General features: G+C 71.9%; 16 protein-coding genes. 9 read left to right on the top strand and 7 right to left on the bottom strand.

All coding sequences use genetic code 11. The features are described from left to right. Both ACZ6YG_RS02670 and ACZ6YG_RS02665 read right to left on the bottom strand, forming a co-directional pair. Complete coding sequence (locus ACZ6YG_RS02670) at positions 1-897, bottom strand: maleylpyruvate isomerase family mycothiol-dependent enzyme (protein WP_378525135.1); 897 nt, start codon at positions 895-897, stop codon at positions 1-3. Then, positions 894-1454: a sigma-70 family RNA polymerase sigma factor gene (locus ACZ6YG_RS02665; RefSeq protein ID WP_219543210.1), complete on the bottom strand. Its 561-nt coding sequence runs from the start codon at positions 1452-1454 to the stop codon at positions 894-896. Before ACZ6YG_RS02665 ends, ACZ6YG_RS02670 begins: the two co-directional genes overlap by 4 nt. Positions 1455-1603: 149 nt before the next feature. Here ACZ6YG_RS02665 and ACZ6YG_RS02660 point away from each other — a divergent pair, with 149 nt between their 5' ends. From ACZ6YG_RS02660 to ACZ6YG_RS02635, 6 genes are all read left to right on the top strand, one after another. Further along, positions 1604-2029, top strand: coding sequence for an OsmC family peroxiredoxin (locus ACZ6YG_RS02660; RefSeq protein WP_148030409.1), 426 nt, complete (start codon positions 1604-1606; stop codon positions 2027-2029). Positions 2030-2061: 32 nt separating this feature from the next. After that, positions 2062-4179: a glycogen debranching protein GlgX gene (gene glgX / locus ACZ6YG_RS02655; protein WP_466017029.1), complete on the top strand. Its 2118-nt coding sequence runs from the start codon at positions 2062-2064 to the stop codon at positions 4177-4179. 30 nt (positions 4180-4209) lie between these two features. Further along, on the top strand, positions 4210-4926 hold the full coding sequence (locus ACZ6YG_RS02650; RefSeq protein WP_466017028.1) for a pyrimidine reductase family protein: 717 nt from the start codon (positions 4210-4212) through the stop codon (positions 4924-4926). Between the two features lie 2 nt (positions 4927-4928). Further along, entirely contained in the window at positions 4929-6092 is a 1164-nt protein-coding gene (locus ACZ6YG_RS02645; RefSeq protein WP_466017027.1) for an ATP-dependent DNA ligase, read from the top strand. Between the two features lie 27 nt (positions 6093-6119). After that, positions 6120-6446 (top strand): hypothetical protein, encoded by a 327-nt coding sequence (locus ACZ6YG_RS02640; protein ID WP_148030405.1) that lies wholly within the window; start codon positions 6120-6122, stop codon positions 6444-6446. 172 nt (positions 6447-6618) lie between these two features. Beyond that, the gene (locus tag ACZ6YG_RS02635; protein ID WP_148030404.1) at positions 6619-6909 is read left to right on the top strand and encodes a hypothetical protein; all 291 of its coding nucleotides are present in this window, start codon (positions 6619-6621) and stop codon (positions 6907-6909) included. A 116-nt stretch (positions 6910-7025) separates the two neighbouring features. Here ACZ6YG_RS02635 and pgeF read toward each other — a convergent pair whose 3' ends face one another. Next, a complete protein-coding gene (gene pgeF, locus ACZ6YG_RS02630) occupies positions 7026-7730 on the bottom strand; it encodes a peptidoglycan editing factor PgeF (RefSeq protein ID WP_466017026.1) in 705 nt (234 codons plus the stop codon). A gap of 88 nt (positions 7731-7818) precedes the next feature. On the opposite strand from pgeF, the gene ACZ6YG_RS02625 reads away from it, so the two are divergent. After that, positions 7819-8676 carry a tetratricopeptide repeat protein gene (locus tag ACZ6YG_RS02625; RefSeq protein WP_466017025.1) on the top strand — a complete coding sequence of 286 codons (858 nt, stop codon included), beginning with the start codon at positions 7819-7821 and terminating at the stop codon, positions 8674-8676. 24 nt (positions 8677-8700) lie between these two features. On the opposite strand, the gene ACZ6YG_RS02620 is transcribed toward ACZ6YG_RS02625, so the two are convergent. The 3 genes from ACZ6YG_RS02620 to ACZ6YG_RS02610 all read right to left on the bottom strand — a co-directional run bounded on the left by ACZ6YG_RS02620 (position 8701) and on the right by ACZ6YG_RS02610 (position 10144). Beyond that, positions 8701-9240: a putative immunity protein gene (locus ACZ6YG_RS02620; RefSeq protein ID WP_466017024.1), complete on the bottom strand. Its 540-nt coding sequence runs from the start codon at positions 9238-9240 to the stop codon at positions 8701-8703. Between the two features lie 101 nt (positions 9241-9341). Then, positions 9342-9743 (bottom strand): RNHCP domain-containing protein, encoded by a 402-nt coding sequence (locus tag ACZ6YG_RS02615; protein WP_466017023.1) that lies wholly within the window; start codon positions 9741-9743, stop codon positions 9342-9344. A gap of 14 nt (positions 9744-9757) precedes the next feature. Continuing rightward, positions 9758-10144 (bottom strand): RNHCP domain-containing protein, encoded by a 387-nt coding sequence (locus ACZ6YG_RS02610; protein ID WP_148030400.1) that lies wholly within the window; start codon positions 10142-10144, stop codon positions 9758-9760. Positions 10145-10414: 270 nt separating this feature from the next. Between ACZ6YG_RS02610 and ACZ6YG_RS02605 the strand changes: the two genes are divergently transcribed. Beyond that, positions 10415-12850, top strand: coding sequence for an acyl-CoA dehydrogenase (locus ACZ6YG_RS02605; protein ID WP_466017022.1), 2436 nt, complete (start codon positions 10415-10417; stop codon positions 12848-12850). A 29-nt stretch (positions 12851-12879) separates the two neighbouring features. Here ACZ6YG_RS02605 and ligD read toward each other — a convergent pair whose 3' ends face one another. Further along, entirely contained in the window at positions 12880-13878 is a 999-nt protein-coding gene (gene ligD / locus ACZ6YG_RS02600) for a non-homologous end-joining DNA ligase (RefSeq protein WP_364229918.1), read from the bottom strand. 342 nt (positions 13879-14220) lie between these two features. Here ligD and msrB point away from each other — a divergent pair, with 342 nt between their 5' ends. Next, entirely contained in the window at positions 14221-14622 is a 402-nt protein-coding gene (msrB, locus tag ACZ6YG_RS02595) for a peptide-methionine (R)-S-oxide reductase MsrB (RefSeq protein ID WP_148030397.1), read from the top strand. The last annotated feature ends 101 nt before the right edge of the window (positions 14623-14723 follow it).

Below are 14723 nucleotides of genomic sequence, written 5' to 3'. Positions count from 1 at the left end.
TCAGGGTCCTGACAGGGCCGGGGCCGTGCGCAGCACGTCGCGGGCCAGGCCCACGTCGCCGTCCAGCCGCGCGGGGAAGCGCTCGGGGTCGCCCCGGCCGCCCAGCAGGAAGCAGAACTCGACCACGCCCGCGGTGATCCGCGCGTCCGGGGGACCGGACGCGGGGGCGTCCTCGACGCCCAGCGCCACGTGCCACTCGCCGCCGCCCGCTCCGGTGAGCGTCACCAGCACGCTGCGCCCTGACCCGTCGAGCCCGGACAGCAGCATCGTCCACGGCAGCAGCCGGGCGCACAGGTCGGCCGTCGGGTGGACGTGCTCGGGGACGGGCTCCGGCAGCCTGACTCCGGCCACCCTGGCCGCGTCGTCGGTGTGGATCCAGGTTTCGAGCATCCTGGCGAGCACGTGGTCGCGGACCGGGACCGTCAGGCCGTCGACCGAGGCTGTGGTGCCGGGCGGGACCGTGGCCAGGTGGCGGCAGAGGGCGTCGGCCTGCGCCCGCCAGTCGCGGCGGGTCTGCTCGGGGCTGCGCGCCCGCTCGTACGCCTGCACGTCGGCGGTGCGGCCGAGCGCGTCGGCGGCGGCGAGTTCGGGCCCCAGGACGGGGGCGCCGACGCCGGCCGCGACCAGGCCGTCCTTGGCGGCCAGGTGGGCGACGAGCTCCTGCAGCGTCCAGCCCTCGACGATGACGCGCGACCAGTCGTCGTCCACGGCGGCGGCCAGCAGGGCGTCCATGGCGGCGACCCGGCCCGCGTAGGGCTCCGCCCACGGCGCCGTGGGAGCCGCCGGGCGGCGCCGCGCCCGGGCTCCGGCCAGCAGTTGCGGACGCAGCGAGCCCTTCGGCTCCGCCGGCTCTTCGAGCAGCGCGTCCAGATACAGACGCTCGAGCGGCTCCATCACACCTCTTCCTCCGCCAGCGCCTCCGCCAGGCGGCGCAGCGCCAGCCGGATGCGCGACTTGGCCGTGCCCTCGGGCACGCCCAGCTCCTCCCCCACCTGCCGGTAGGTCCTGCCCCCGAAGTAGGCCAGCTCGACGGCCTGGCGTAACGCGTCCGGCAGGGCCATGACGGCCTGCCGCACCCGATCGGCCTCGTCGCCGGCGAGCACCGTGTCCTCCAGCCTCTCGGGCTCCCGCTGGAAGAGCCTGGGACCGATCACGGACACGCGCCTGCGCTCCTCCGCGCGCACGTGGTCGACGGCGCGGCGGTGCGCGATCGTGGCGAGCCACGCGCGCAGGGTGCCGCGCTCCGGGTCGTACGCCAGCGGACGCTCCCAGAAGACCAGGAAGACCTCCTGGGTGATGTCCTCGGCGATCACCCGGTCCCTCGTCACGCGCAGGGACAGGCCGAAGATCAGCGAGGCGAGCCGATCGTAGATCTCTCCGAGTGCGGCCTCGTCGCCGCCGACCACCCGCTGGTGCAGCAGGCGGTCGTCGTACGGTGCCTCCACTGGCACCACACTCCCGATGATCCGGACTAGACGGCGGGTGCGCCGCGACCCAGCATTTCATCATTCGCCGCGAAACGGCAGACGGATGTCGGCCACGGCCGCTTTCCCGCCCCGCGATAGGGTCGGAAGGTCGTCCATCAACAAGAGGGAGCACTCGCATGGCCACGACCCGCACCGCCACGACGCAGTGGAAGGGCGCGCTGCTCGACGGTTCCGGCACTGTTTCGCTCGACACCTCAGGGGTCGGGAGCTTCGAGGTGTCCTGGCCGTCCAGGGCCGAGGCCGCCAACGGCAAGACCTCGCCCGAGGAGCTCATCGCCGCGGCCCACTCCGCCTGCTTCTCCATGGCGCTCTCGCACGGGCTGGCCGGCGCGGGCACGCCGCCGGAGTCGGTGCAGACCAGCGCCGACGTCACCTTCCAGCCGGGTGAGGGCATCACCGGCATCGTGCTCACGGTCAAGGCCCACGTGCCGGGCGTCACCGCCGAGCAGTTCCAGCAGGCGGCCGAGACCGCCAAGGTCAACTGCCCGGTCAGCAAGGCCCTGACCGGCACCACGATCACGCTGAACGCCGAACTGCTGTAGCAAGACCCGATCGCATGCGACAATAAGGTCACATGCGCGACGTCTGGCCGGGCGAACCCTATCCACTCGGCGCTACCTGGGATGGCGTGGGCACCGGTTTCGCGGTGTTCTCCGAGGTGGCCGAGCGGGTCGAGCTGTGCCTGTTCCACGATGACGGCTCCGAGGAGCGCGTCGATCTGTCCGAGGTGGATGGGTTCGTCTGGCATGGTTACCTGCCCGGCATCATGCCGGGCCAGCGTTACGGTTACCGCGTGCACGGCCCCTACCAGCCCGCGCACGGCCACCGGTGCAACCCCGCCAAGCTGCTGCTCGACCCGTACGCGAAGGCGGTCGACGGTGAGCTGCAGTGGAACGAGGCGGTCTTCTCCTACCACTTCACCGACCCGGCGAAGGTCAACCGGGTCGACAGCGCTCCCTTCATGCCGAAGAACGTGGTGATCAATCCGTTCTTCGAGTGGGGCAACGACCGTCCGCCGCGCGTCCCGTACCACCAGACCGTGATCTACGAGACGCACGTGCGCGGGCTCACCATGCGCCATCCGGACGTGCCGGAGGAGCTGCGCGGCACGTACGCGGGGGTGGGGCATCCGGCGGTCGTCGACCACCTGCTGTCGCTGGGGGTGACGGCGGTCGAGCTCATGCCGGTCCACCACTTCATGCCGGAGCACTTCCTGGTGGCGCGCGGGCTGACGAACTACTGGGGCTACAACACGATGGCCTACCTCGCCCCGCACGGCGACTACTCCAGCTCCGGCACGCGCGGCGAGCAGGTGCAGGAGTTCAAGGCCATGGTGCGGGCGCTGCACGAGGCGGGCATCGAGGTGATCCTCGACGTGGTCTACAACCACACCGCCGAGGGCGACCACATGGGGCCGACGCTCGGGTTCAGGGGCATCGACAACGCCGCCTACTACCGGCTGCACGACGCCGACCGCCGCTACTACCTGGACTACACGGGCTGCGGCAACTCGCTGAACGTGCGGTCCCCGCACGCGCTGCAGCTGATCATGGACTCGCTGCGCTACTGGGTGCTGGAGATGCACGTCGACGGGTTCCGGTTCGACCTGGCGTCGGCGCTGGCGCGCGAGCTGCACGACGTCGACCGGCTGAGCGCGTTCTTCGACCTGATCCAGCAGGATCCGGTGATCTCGCAGGTCAAGCTGATCGCCGAGCCGTGGGACGTCGGGCCCGGCGGCTACCAGGTGGGCAACTTCCCGCCGCTGTGGACGGAGTGGAACGGCAAGTACCGCGACACGGTCCGCGACTTCTGGCGGGGCACGCACTCGGCGCTGCCGGACTTCGCCTCGCGGCTGACGGGCTCGGCCGACCTCTACGAGACGTCGGGGCGGCGGCCGGTGGCCTCGATCAACTTCGTGACGTGCCACGACGGGTTCACGCTCACCGATCTCGTCTCGTACAACCGCAAGCACAACGAGGCCAACGGCGAGGACAACCGCGACGGCACCGACGACAACCGGTCGTGGAACTGCGGCGCCGAGGGGCCGGTGGAGGATCCGGCGATCGTGCGGCTGCGCCACCGGCAGCGGCGCAATTTCCTGGCCACGCTGTTCCTGTCGCAGGGCGTGCCGATGCTGTCCCACGGCGACGAGCTCGGCCGCACGCAGCGGGGCAACAACAACGCCTACTGCCAGGACAACGAGATCGCCTGGGTCGACTGGTCGGCGCTGCGCACGGAGGCGCAGCTGCTGGAGTTCGTGCGCAAGCTGGCGAAGCTGCGCAGCAGACACCCGGTGTTCCAGCGGCGGCGGTTCTTCCACGGCCGTCACCCCGAGAACGGCGAGCGCGACCTGGTGTGGCTGACGCCCGGGGGCGCCGAGATGACGGCGGCCGACTGGCACGTCGGCTACGCCAAGTCGCTGATGGTCTATCTGAACGGTGACGCGATCACCGAGCCCGGGCCCCGCGGCGAGCGGATCTCCGACGACTCGTTCCTGCTGCTGATCAACGCCCATCACGAGGACATGGCCTTCACGCTGCCCGGCGAGACGTTCGGGGCGGGCTGGCTGCTGGAGCTCGACACCGCCAACGACAGCTCGGAGGGGCTGTTCGGCGACGAGCGGTGGCGGGCGGGCGACGTGGTGGCGGTGACGTCGCGTTCGATGCAGGTGCTGCGCAGGCCGCGAGAGTGACTTGTCGGAGGCGTGTGCCAAGGTAGAGGGGTGCGCCGCATCCTTCCCGACATAAAAGACGATCCGGACATCGTGCAGGCCTACGCCTACCCGGAGGGCAGGCCCTGGCTGCGCCTCAACATGGTGGCCAGCGCCGACGGCGCGGCCTGGGACAAGGGGTTGTCCGGAGGGCTGTCCGGCAAGGCCGACAAGCGGGTGTTCGGGGTGCTGCGCGGGCTGGCCGACGTGGTCCTGGTAGGCGCCGCGACCGTGCGGGCCGAGGGCTACGGGCCGGTCAGGCCGCGCGAGTCCTGGCGCGAGCTGCGCGCGGGGCGGCCGGCGGCCGCGCCGCTCGCCGTCGTCAGCCGCGGCCTCGACCTCGACTTCGGCGCGCCGCTGTTCCGCGAGGCGGTGAGCCCGACCCTGGTGATCACCTGCGAGAGCGCGCCCGCCGACCGGCGCGAGGCGGCGGCCGAGGCCGGCGGGGTGATCGTGGCCGGCGGCGAGCGGGTCGACCTGGCCGGCGCGGTGGCCGCGCTGCACGCGCGCGGGCTGACCCGGGTGCTGTGCGAGGGCGGGCCGCGGCTCAACGCCCAGCTCGCGGCCGCCGGGCTGGTCGACGAGCTGTGCCTGTCGGTGAGCCCGCTGCTGCTGGGCGGGGACGCGGCGCGGATCCTCGACGGTGAGCCGTCGCGGGAGCGGCTCCGGCTGGGCCAGGTGCTGGAGGAGGAGGGCGTCCTCTTCTGCCGCTACACGAGGGAGATGTGACCATGAGCGAGCCGACGACGCCCAGGCCGGCGCGGAAGCCCAAGGAGCCGGAGCCGATCCCCGATCTCGACCTGCCGGTCAGGCCGCCGGTGGGGCCGATGCTGGCCAAGCCGGTCAAGGCGATGCCGAAGCAGGACGGCACCCTGTTCTACGAGCCGAAGTGGGACGGGTTCCGGTGCATCGTGTTCCGCGACCGCGACGAGGTCTATCTCGGCAGCCGCAACGAGCGGCCGTTCACCCGCTACTTCCCCGAGCTGGTCGAGGCCGTCAAGGCGGAGCTGCCCGAGCGGTGCGTCGTCGACGGTGAGATCGTGCTGCCGAGCGGCTCGGAGCTCGACTTCGAGGCGCTGCAGCAGCGCATCCACCCCGCGGCCTCGCGGGTCAAGATGCTGTCGGAGCAGACCCCGGCCTCGTTCGTCGCCTTCGACCTGCTGGCCGTCGGCGACGAGGCGCTGATGGACGCGCCGTTCGCCGACCGGCGGGCCCGCCTGGAGGAGCTGTTCCCCCAGAAGGGCCGGTCGGTGCGGCTCACCCCGGTGACCAAGAGCGACGAGCAGGCCGGCGAGTGGTTCGAGATGTTCGAGGGCGCCGGGCTCGACGGCATCATCGTCAAGCCGGGCGACCAGCCCTACACGCCCGACAAGCGGGTGATGTTCAAGGTCAAGCACGAGCGCACCGCCGACGTGGTGATCGCCGGCTACCGCGAGCACAAGACGGGGCCGATCGTGGGCTCCATCCTGCTCGGCCTCTACGGCGACGACGGCAGGCTCCACCACGTGGGGGTGGCGGCCTCGTTCCCGATGGCGCGCCGGGCCGAGCTGGTGGAGGAGCTCATGCCGTACCTCGCCGAGCTGGGCGAGCATCCGTGGGGCCACTGGGCCGAGCAGGCGCAGGCCAACCTGGGCCGGCCGGCCGCCACGCCCGCCACCGGGGGCCAGCGGGTGCCGGGGGCGATCTCGCGCTGGAACGCCAAGAAGGACCTGTCGTTCATCCCGCTCCGGCCGGAGCTGGTGATCGAGGTCGCCTACGATCAGATGGAGGGCGACCGGTTCCGCCACACCGCGCAGTGGCGGCGCTGGCGGCCCGACCGCACGCCGGAGTCGTGCACGTACGAGCAGCTCGAACGGCCGGTCTCCTACAACCTTGACGACATCCTTGCCCGCTGACCCTGACCATCGTCTATATATCGCTGTATGAGCAGCAGTGAAGAACTGAAGGCGGCCCTCGCCGCCCGCCGTGATCTCGGCCCCGACTTCGAGGAAGCCATCGCGGCGTCGTTCCTCGACAAGGTGGGGCAGGAGGTCGACCGGCGGGTCGACGAACGTCTCCGGGCCGCTCCCGCCAGGCGACGGCCCGGCCCGACCGACGGCCAGCGGCTCGCGCTCGCCATCGTCTCGCTGGCGCTCGGCACGGGGGCCACGATCGCGCTCGCCGCGCTCGGCGCGCTCAACCCCGCGCTCCTGGTGATCTGGCTGGGCATCGTCGCGGTCAACTTCGTCTTCAACCGCCCCGGCGCCTGACCCCGGACGGCTCGCCCTGAGGTCGCCCTCGCCCGTTTCCGCTTCCTTCGTCATGTCCGGCGAACGTCCTCATGACGCCCTGGCCCGGTCCATCCAGGCGCATGAGGATGAAGATCGCACCGAGTGACTCCGCTCCATACAGGGCGGAGAGCAAACCGAAGGGAGCAAGACGATGATTCGCAAGAGGACCGTCACGACCCTGTTCGCGGGCCTCGTGACCGCGGTCGGACTGTGCCTGGCACTCCCCGGGAACGCCGGCGCGGCGTCGCAGGACTGCGAGGCGCCGGCGCAGCTCTCAGGGGTCTCCGCGCCGTTCGTGTGGTGGTGCGAGGGCTATTACATGACCTGGCAGGAGTGCCGCGACACCGGGGTGGCCTACGTCGGCGCCCAGGGCGCGAAGGCGTGGGCGTGCGATGAGGTGGGCCCCGCGAACTATCCATGGAGACTCCGCATCCTGGACTGAACGCATGCCGGCCCGGCGTGCGGGCTTCCGTCCACGCGTCAACGGATTCGCCAAGGCTGAACCGCTGTGTGACCAGCGATCCCGGCGTCCATGGACTGGACCAGATCTTCGCGGGGCTAGGCGAGCCAGATGAGTCCCGCGAAGCGGCCGGCGTCCCGGCGGCGGTGGGAGTAGAGCTCGCCGGACTCGATGGTGCAGCGGGCGTCGTGGCGCACGTCGGGCACGCCCGCGTCGCGGAGCTGCGCCTCGATGCCGGCGCGCAGGTCGAGCGCGGGGGTGTCCCAGGAGGTGGTGGAACGGGCGGGCGGCACCTTCGCGGCCACCTGGTCGCGGAGCTCGGCGGGCACCTCGTAGCAGCGCCCGCACGCCCCGGGCCCGACGAACGCCACCATCCGCCCCGGCTCGGCGCCCTTGGCCGCCATGGCCTCGACCAGCGCAGTGGAGATCCCCGCTTCCGTGCCGGGACGCCCGGAATGCGCGGCACCGGCCATGCGCGCCACCGGATCGGCCACCAGCACCGCCGGGCAGTCGGCGCCCAGGGACGCCAGCGCCAGCCGCGGCTCCGTGGTGAACACCGCGTCGACCGGCGGCGGGTCGTCGCCGAACGGCTCGCTCACGTACGCGACCCCGGCGCCGTGGACCTGCCTCATGAACACGATCGCCCGCACACCCAGCTCGGCCGCGACGCCGGCGCGGTTGGCGCGCACGGCGGCGGGGTCGTCGCCGGTCAGGCCGCCGAGGTTGCGCGTCGCGTACGGCGGCGCGCTGACGCCGCCATGGCGGTCGGTGACGGCGACGTGCACGCCGGGGGCCAGTTCCATGCCCCGATCCTATGACCGCCCCGGACGGCGGGCGGCGGTGGCGGCGAAAGGGCGTCATGATCGACAAAGGGCCGATAGATTTCCCCCCATGAGCGAGGAGATCAACGAGGGCGCGGCCCGGTCGCGGGCGTCGGTGCTGCGCAGCCGCGCCGAGTCGTACATCGCGCTGGGGCGGCACGACGCGGCGATCGCGGACCTGACCGAGTCGATCGCCCTCGTGCCGGACAACGCGCGCGCCTGGCGGCTGCGCGGCGAGAGCCACCGGCTCATCGAGCGGTACGAGGCCGCGATCTCCGACTTCGACGAGGCGCTGCGGATGGAGCCCGACAGCGCGTACGCGCTGGGCTCGCGCGGCCAGGCGTACGCGGCGCTCGACCGCCACGAGGAGGCCATGGCGGACTTCGAGCACGCGCTGACCCTGTCACCGGACTCGCTGTGGATCCTGGAGGCCAGGGCGGACGCGCTCGCGGACCTGGACCGGCTGGACGAGGCGCTGGCCGAGCATGCCAAGATCATCGAGCTGGACGGCAGCCTGGCGCACTCCTGGGTGTCCAGGGGCGACCTCTACCAGCGGCTGGGCCTCTACTCCGAAGCCATCGCCGACTACACCAGCGCCCTGGAGATCGACCCCAACCTCGTGCGCGCCCTGAGCCGGCGCGGGGAGGCGCTGCGCATGATCGACCAGTACGAGGACGCGCTGGCTGACCTGAACCGGGCCGTCGAGCTGGCTCCCGACCACGACCGCGCGCTCGGCAGCCGCGGCGCGGTGCTGAGCGAGCTGGGCGACAACGAGGCCGCGCTGAAGGACCTCGACCGGGCGATCGAGCTGGACGCCGAGTACGTGTGGGCCTACCGGGTGCGCGGCGAGATCTTCCAGGAGGAGGACCGCCACGAGGAGGCGATCGCCGACTTCACCCACGCCCTGCGACTGGAGTTCGGCGACTGAGGACCCGTGTGCTGTGGCGCCTTCTCAGCGGGACGCGCGCAGGGAAGCGTCCAAGGTGCTCATGAGCTGCGCGACACGGTTCTTGGCGGTCGGCGCGAGGGGATACCGGCACAGAACGGCGATCAGGGTGGGTGTGGCGCGCTGCCGCGCCTGGTCGATCATCATGTCTCCGACCGCGGGATCGCCGCCCGCGTTCAGCTCGGCGACGCGTGCGGCACTCGCGGCGGCGCGCGGGATGTGGCCCACCTGGGTGGCCTTCGCTATCGGGTGCAGGTAAGCGGCGGACGCGGCGTCACCGGCGGAGCGCGCGGCGAGACGCGCGGCTTCGGCGCCCGCCTCCCTGGCGGCCCGATGGGCGTCCAGCGAGGTGACACGCTGCAGCTTGGTCCTTCTCGCGCCGTTGACGAACTCCCATGCGGCGTCGATGGCCGCGCGCGGGCGGAGATCGCCCGGCACGGCCTCCTCGAACACCGGGAGGACGTCCTGGGCGCTCTCGGCCACGTAGCGCGCCACGACGCGCAGTTCGTCCATGGTCAGCTCGAAGTCGCCCGACACGATCGTCATGAAGCCGATCTTTCCATGGTCCGGGAGCGCCGCCACGCCATAGCTCTGCCGGGAGCGGGCCGGGCTGTCGAGGGCCCCGGGGGTCGCCCGGGGCCCTCGGGTCACAGCGAGAGCAGCGCGCCGACCCGCAGCCGGTCGTCCGACAGCGGTCGCATCGCGATGCGGACCAGGACGAGCGCGTTGTCGTCGCCCGCGATGCGGTTGGCGCTGAGCCCGCCGCACGTCTGGCAGTGGTGGATGATCAGCCACTCGCCGTCGTCCCGCACCGTGACGCTGACCGGCGCCATGCGGCCCCGGCACGCCGCCCGGCGGTCACCGGGTACGCGGTGGTCGACATGTCTGCTGGTCAGGCAGTTCGGGCAGTGGTTGCGGTGCGCGGTGCCCGGCGCGGTGACGGGCACGTCGAGGCGGCAGCCGACGCACCGGAACGCGTCGCCCGGCTCGCCGTGCGTGACGTCCTTGCGCCGCTGCGGCCGGCGCTCCGCCGGTTTCCTGCGTGGCATGCGGTCCGCTCCCGTCACAGGTCGCCGAACGTTTCCAGCGGGAACGGCGGCTCGGCGAGCGGGCGGACGGCCATGCGCATGAGGATGAGCTGGTTGTCGTCGCCGCTGATCGGGTTGGACGTCAGCTCTCCGCAGCGGGTGCAGCGATGGATGAGCATCCAGTCGCCGCCGCGCAGCACCGCGATGGAGATCGGCGCCATGCGTGATCCGCACTCGGACGGCCCGCCCTCGGCACGGTCGAGCACGTGCAGCGAGTGCAGGCAGCTCGGGCAGTGGTTGCGGCGGCCGCCTCCGGGGGCGGCTCCGGTCACGGTCAGCCCGCACCGTACGCAGGTGAACGTATCGGTCAGGACCTGACGGGTCTTGTGGGTGGACACCCTGGGGTACTCCTTGCCGGACATGATGGGAAAGGGCAGCAAGGAAGCGCCGTGCGGGCCTCGGGACGGTCAGGGATGACGTGTCATGTACGGGTCCGTATGACGGTACGACGAGGCGCGCGTGGCGCGGTCCCGGGCATAAACCCCCCGCTTTCCAGGGCGTGACCGCCCGTATGACTCGTACATGGACATCGGGAGCGTAACCAGGCCCGATCCGGAAGCGCCACCGATTTTCCCCGCCCTGGCTTCACGTTGGGGGTGGAGAAGGACCGAACAACGTTCTAGGTTCGGTCCATGGGAATCGGGCTGACCACTGACCATCGGGCGCTCGCGGGGTCCGTGCGCGGGCTGGCGGAGCGGGGTGCGGACCATGGTGCGCTGGCCCGGCAGGGGGTGCTCGGGCTGCACCTGCCGGAGGAGCGGGGTGGGCAGGGGTACGGGCTGCTGGAGCTGTGCGTGGCACTGGAGGCGCTCGGCGAGCTGCGCGTCCCCGGACCGTACCTGCCGACGGTGCTCGCCGCCGCGGCGGCGGCCCGCTCCCCCGCCGCCAAGGACCTGACCGACGGCCTCGCCAACGGCTCCCTCACCGCCACCGTCGTCCTGCCCGTCACAGACGGTCCCGCCACCCCGAACGTCCTTCCCGTCACAGACGGCTCCGCCGCCCCAGTCCTGCCCATCACAGACGGTCCCACCACCCCGGCACCCGGGGCGAGCGGCGTCACCGCCGCTCTGTCACCCGGCGCGGCGCGCCCGACTGCCGCGCTCGCGCTCGGGGCGGCGGGGGCCGATCTGTTTCTGGTGCCGGTAGGTGCGGACGGCTGGGCGTTGCTCGATCGCGGGGACGTCGTGGCGGAGCCCGCCGCAGGTGTCGACCTGGACCGTGACCTGTGCACCGTGACCGTCACGGACGTGCCGCGGGAACGCGTGCTCGGCGCGGTGCCGGTACGGGAGCTGGCCGCGGTGCTGCTCGGCGCGGACGCCTGCGGGGTCGCGGCCTGGGCCGTGGCCACGGCCTCGGAGTACGCCGAAGTACGCGAGCAGTTCGGTCGGCCCATCGGGCAGTTCCAGGGCGTCAAGCACCGGCTGGCAGCCGCCCTGGTAACCCTGGAGCAGGCCCGCGCCGCCGTATGGGACGCCGCCAGAGCCCTGGACGACGCCGGACGGCACGGGAGCCACGGGCAGCCCGAACAGCCCGCACAACCCACACAACCCGGGCAGCACAATGCGGAGGCCCGGTCCGGCAGTTCGCACGCGGGTGCCGTCCCCGGGACGAGGCACGCGATAGCCGACACCGGGACCGCCCTACCGCCGCAGGCGCAGCTCGTCGAGGAGGCGACCACCTTGGCGCCGGAGGTGCGGCTGGCTGTGGCGGTGGCCGGGGTGCTCGGGGCGGAGGCCGGGGTGCGGTGTGCGGCGGATGCGATCCAGGTGCTCGGCGGCATCGGCTACACGTTCGAGCACGACGCGCACCGCTACTACCGCCGGGCGTTGTCGGATCGGATGGTGGCCGGGGATCCGGGGGTGTGGGCCGATGAGGTGGCGGCGCTGGCTCTCGCGGGGGTGCGGCGGACGATGGAGCCTGATCTGCCCGAGGACGCCGCCCCGGTCAGGGACTCGGTGCGGGCGCACGCCGCGTCGCTTCGGGCCGCCGATCCGTCCGAGCGCCGGCGGCGGTTCGCCGAGGAGGGGTGGATCATGCCGCACCTGCCGGAGCCGTGGGGCCGCGGGGCGTCACCGCTCGAACAGGTGATCATCCACGAGGAGTTCCGCGACCTGAGACGCCCGAACCTGGGCATCGGCGCGTGGGCCGTGCCGTCCATCGTCCGGCACGGGACCCGGGAGCAGCGGGAACGCTTCCTGCCCGGGACGTTCGCCGGCGAGATCGTGTGGTGCCAGCTGTTCAGCGAGCCGGGCGCCGGCTCGGACCTGGCGGGGCTGTCGACCAGGGCGGTCCGCGTGGAGGGCGGCTGGACGCTGACCGGGCAGAAGATCTGGACGTCCCTGGCCCAGTACGCCCACTGGGGCATCTGCCTGGCCAGGACCTCCCCCGGCAAGCCCAAGCACGAGGGCATCACGTACTTCCTCGTGGACATGGCCGCGCCCGGCGTCACCGTCAGGCCGCTCAAGGAGATCAACGGCGACGAGTTGTTCAACGAGGTCTTCCTCGACGACGTGTTCGTGCCGGACGAGCAGGTCGTCGGCGAGGTGGACGGCGGCTGGCGGGTGGCCCGCGACACCCTCTCGCACGAACGGGTCGCGCTCGGCGACTCGTGGGGGCCGGGGTCGAGGCACACGGACATGGCCGCGTTCGCCGCCCGGCTGCCGCTGCGGACGGCGCAGCGCGAGCAGGCGGGCCGGCTGTGGGCCGAGGGCCAGGCCATCTCCGCCCTCGGCCTGCGCGTGACCCTCGCCCAGCTCGCCACCGGCACCAGCGGCGGCAAGGACAGCGGGGTCGCCACCAGCAGCAGAGGCGGTAAAGAGAGCAGCGTCGCCACCGGCGCAAGAGGCGGCAAGGACAGCGGGGTCGCCACCGCGTCCAGCGTCCGTAAGCTGCTCGGCATGCGGCACGCCCAGGCGGTGGCCGAGTTCTGCTGGGCGCTGGCGCCCGCCGACCCCTACTGGAGCCGCATGATCCTCACCACCCGCGCCTTCACGATCGGCGGCGGGACGACCGAAGTGCAGCTCAACATCATCGCCGAGCGCGCGCTGGGGCTCCCGCGCGACCCGTGACCACTCCCCCGCCGGGAGCACGGGAGTGGTCAGTCGTCGCGGGCCTTGCTGGGCTGCACGCGCTTCGGCTCGCCGGGCATTTTCGGATAGTTGGGCGGATAGGGCATGTCGCCGCGCTCGTCCTTCGCGTACAGGTCGAGGAGGGTCTCGATCGAGTAGGCCTGGTCGTCGATGGCGGCGTGCACGTCCCCCAGCTCGGCGAACCTCGCGGGGACCGTGCGGATGTCGAAGTCGCGCGGGTCGGCGTCTTCCAGCTCGGGCCAGGTGAGCGGGGTCGAGACCGGCGCGTGCGGGCGGGCCCGGACCGAGTAGGCGCTGACCACCGTGCGGTCGCGGGCGTTCTGGTTGAAGTCGATGAACACCCGGTCGCCCCGCTCCTCCTTCCACCAGGCGGTGGTGACCAGGCCGGGGTCGCGCTCCTCGACGGCCCTGGCCAGCGCGATGCCGGCGTGGCGCACCTGCACGAAGTCCCACCTCGGCTCGATGCGCACCGCGATGTGGACGCCGCGGTTGCCCGAGGTCTTGACGAACCCGGGCATGCCGAGCTCCTCCAGCACGTCCCTGGTCAGGAACGCGGCCTTGCGCACCGCGTCGAAGCCCACGCCGGGCTGCGGATCGAGGTCGACGCGCAGCTCGTCGGGGTGTTCGACGTCGGGGGCGCGGACCTGCCAGGGGTGGAAGTCGATGGTGCCCAGGTTGGCGCAGTAGGCGATGGCGGCGACCTCGGTGACCTTCAGCGACTCGGCCGTCCGGCCGCTGGGGAAGGTGACGGTCGCGGTCTCCACCCAGTCGGGGCGCTTGGCGGGCATCCGCTTCTGGTAGATGGCCTCGCTCTGCACCCCGTCGGGGTGGCGCTTGAGGTTGGTGGGCCGGTCTCTCAGCGCCCGGAGCGCGCCCTCGCCCACACTGACGTAGTACTCGACCAGCTCGCGCTTCGTCGCGCCGATCTCCGGAAAGTAGATCTTGCCGGGATTCGTCACCTTGACGGTGCGGTCTCCCACCTCAAGCTCGATGTACGGCGATGCCATGGGAACGAACCTACCCCGCGCCTCCGACAAACCACCGGGCGAGAGAAGGGGGCCCGTCCCGGAGCCGCACCGGTGGCGGGACCGGGAGCTCGACGGAACGGGCCCGTCAACGAGACCACTCGCGCCGCCGTTCCGGGCGCTGGCGCGCCACCCGGCCGGCCGTGGCGATCGCCGGCGGCGCCAGCACGGGCGTGGGCTGTGCCGCTCTGGCGATCCGGCGAGTGGTCTCGCCCCTTTGCAGGAGGCGATGACACCCCCTTGCTGACAAAGACGCGAATTCGCCCCAGAAAGGATGCTCCCCCTATGGAGATCTCTTTTTGCCGCATCTCGTACGCTGAACGTATGGACAAGGTGGTCAAGAGCGAGACCGAATGGCGGGTCCAGCTCTCTCCGGAGGAGTTTCATGTGCTGCGGGAGGCGGGCACCGAGCGCCCGTTCACCGGCGAGTACGTCGACACCAAGACCGAGGGCGTCTACGCCTGCCGGGCGTGCGGCGCCGAGCTGTTCAGGTCCGACACCAAGTTCGAGTCCCACTGCGGCTGGCCGAGCTTCTTCCAGCCGTCCGACTCCGACGCGGTGACGCTGATCGAGGACCGCAGCCACGGCATGGTCCGCACCGAGGTGCGGTGCGCGCGCTGCGACTCCCATCTGGGGCACGTCTTCCACGGCGAGGGCTACCCGACGCCGACCGACGACCGCTTCTGCATCAACTCGATCTCGCTGAGACTCGAACCCGTGGAGTGACAGCTCGTTGACACGGCGTATCGGACAGAGGTGGCGGGTAGACCATCGCCGTGAGCCGGATCCATTTTCGTCACCGGTGGGTGACGATCGAGACGATCGGC

This window comes from Nonomuraea sp. NPDC054003, from assembly GCF_055585125.1.
This window is presented reverse-complemented; position numbering and strand designations above follow the sequence as displayed.

Coding starts and splice junctions, on each gene's coding strand:
- ACZ6YG_RS02660 (WP_148030409.1), top strand. CDS start 1,604: ATGGCCACGACCCGCACCGCCACGACGCAGTGGAAGGGCGCGCTGCTC.
- glgX (WP_466017029.1), top strand. CDS start 2,062: ATGCGCGACGTCTGGCCGGGCGAACCCTATCCACTCGGCGCTACCTGG.
- ACZ6YG_RS02645 (WP_466017027.1), top strand. CDS start 4,929: ATGAGCGAGCCGACGACGCCCAGGCCGGCGCGGAAGCCCAAGGAGCCG.
- ACZ6YG_RS02640 (WP_148030405.1), top strand. CDS start 6,120: ATGAGCAGCAGTGAAGAACTGAAGGCGGCCCTCGCCGCCCGCCGTGAT.
- ACZ6YG_RS02635 (WP_148030404.1), top strand. CDS start 6,619: ATGATTCGCAAGAGGACCGTCACGACCCTGTTCGCGGGCCTCGTGACC.
- pgeF (WP_466017026.1), bottom strand. CDS start 7,730: ATGGAACTGGCCCCCGGCGTGCACGTCGCCGTCACCGACCGCCATGGC.
- ACZ6YG_RS02625 (WP_466017025.1), top strand. CDS start 7,819: ATGAGCGAGGAGATCAACGAGGGCGCGGCCCGGTCGCGGGCGTCGGTG.
- ACZ6YG_RS02620 (WP_466017024.1), bottom strand. CDS start 9,240: ATGACGATCGTGTCGGGCGACTTCGAGCTGACCATGGACGAACTGCGC.
- ACZ6YG_RS02615 (WP_466017023.1), bottom strand. CDS start 9,743: ATGCCACGCAGGAAACCGGCGGAGCGCCGGCCGCAGCGGCGCAAGGAC.
- ACZ6YG_RS02610 (WP_148030400.1), bottom strand. CDS start 10,144: ATGTCCGGCAAGGAGTACCCCAGGGTGTCCACCCACAAGACCCGTCAG.
- ACZ6YG_RS02605 (WP_466017022.1), top strand. CDS start 10,415: ATGGGAATCGGGCTGACCACTGACCATCGGGCGCTCGCGGGGTCCGTG.
- ligD (WP_364229918.1), bottom strand. CDS start 13,878: ATGGCATCGCCGTACATCGAGCTTGAGGTGGGAGACCGCACCGTCAAG.
- msrB (WP_148030397.1), top strand. CDS start 14,221: ATGGACAAGGTGGTCAAGAGCGAGACCGAATGGCGGGTCCAGCTCTCT.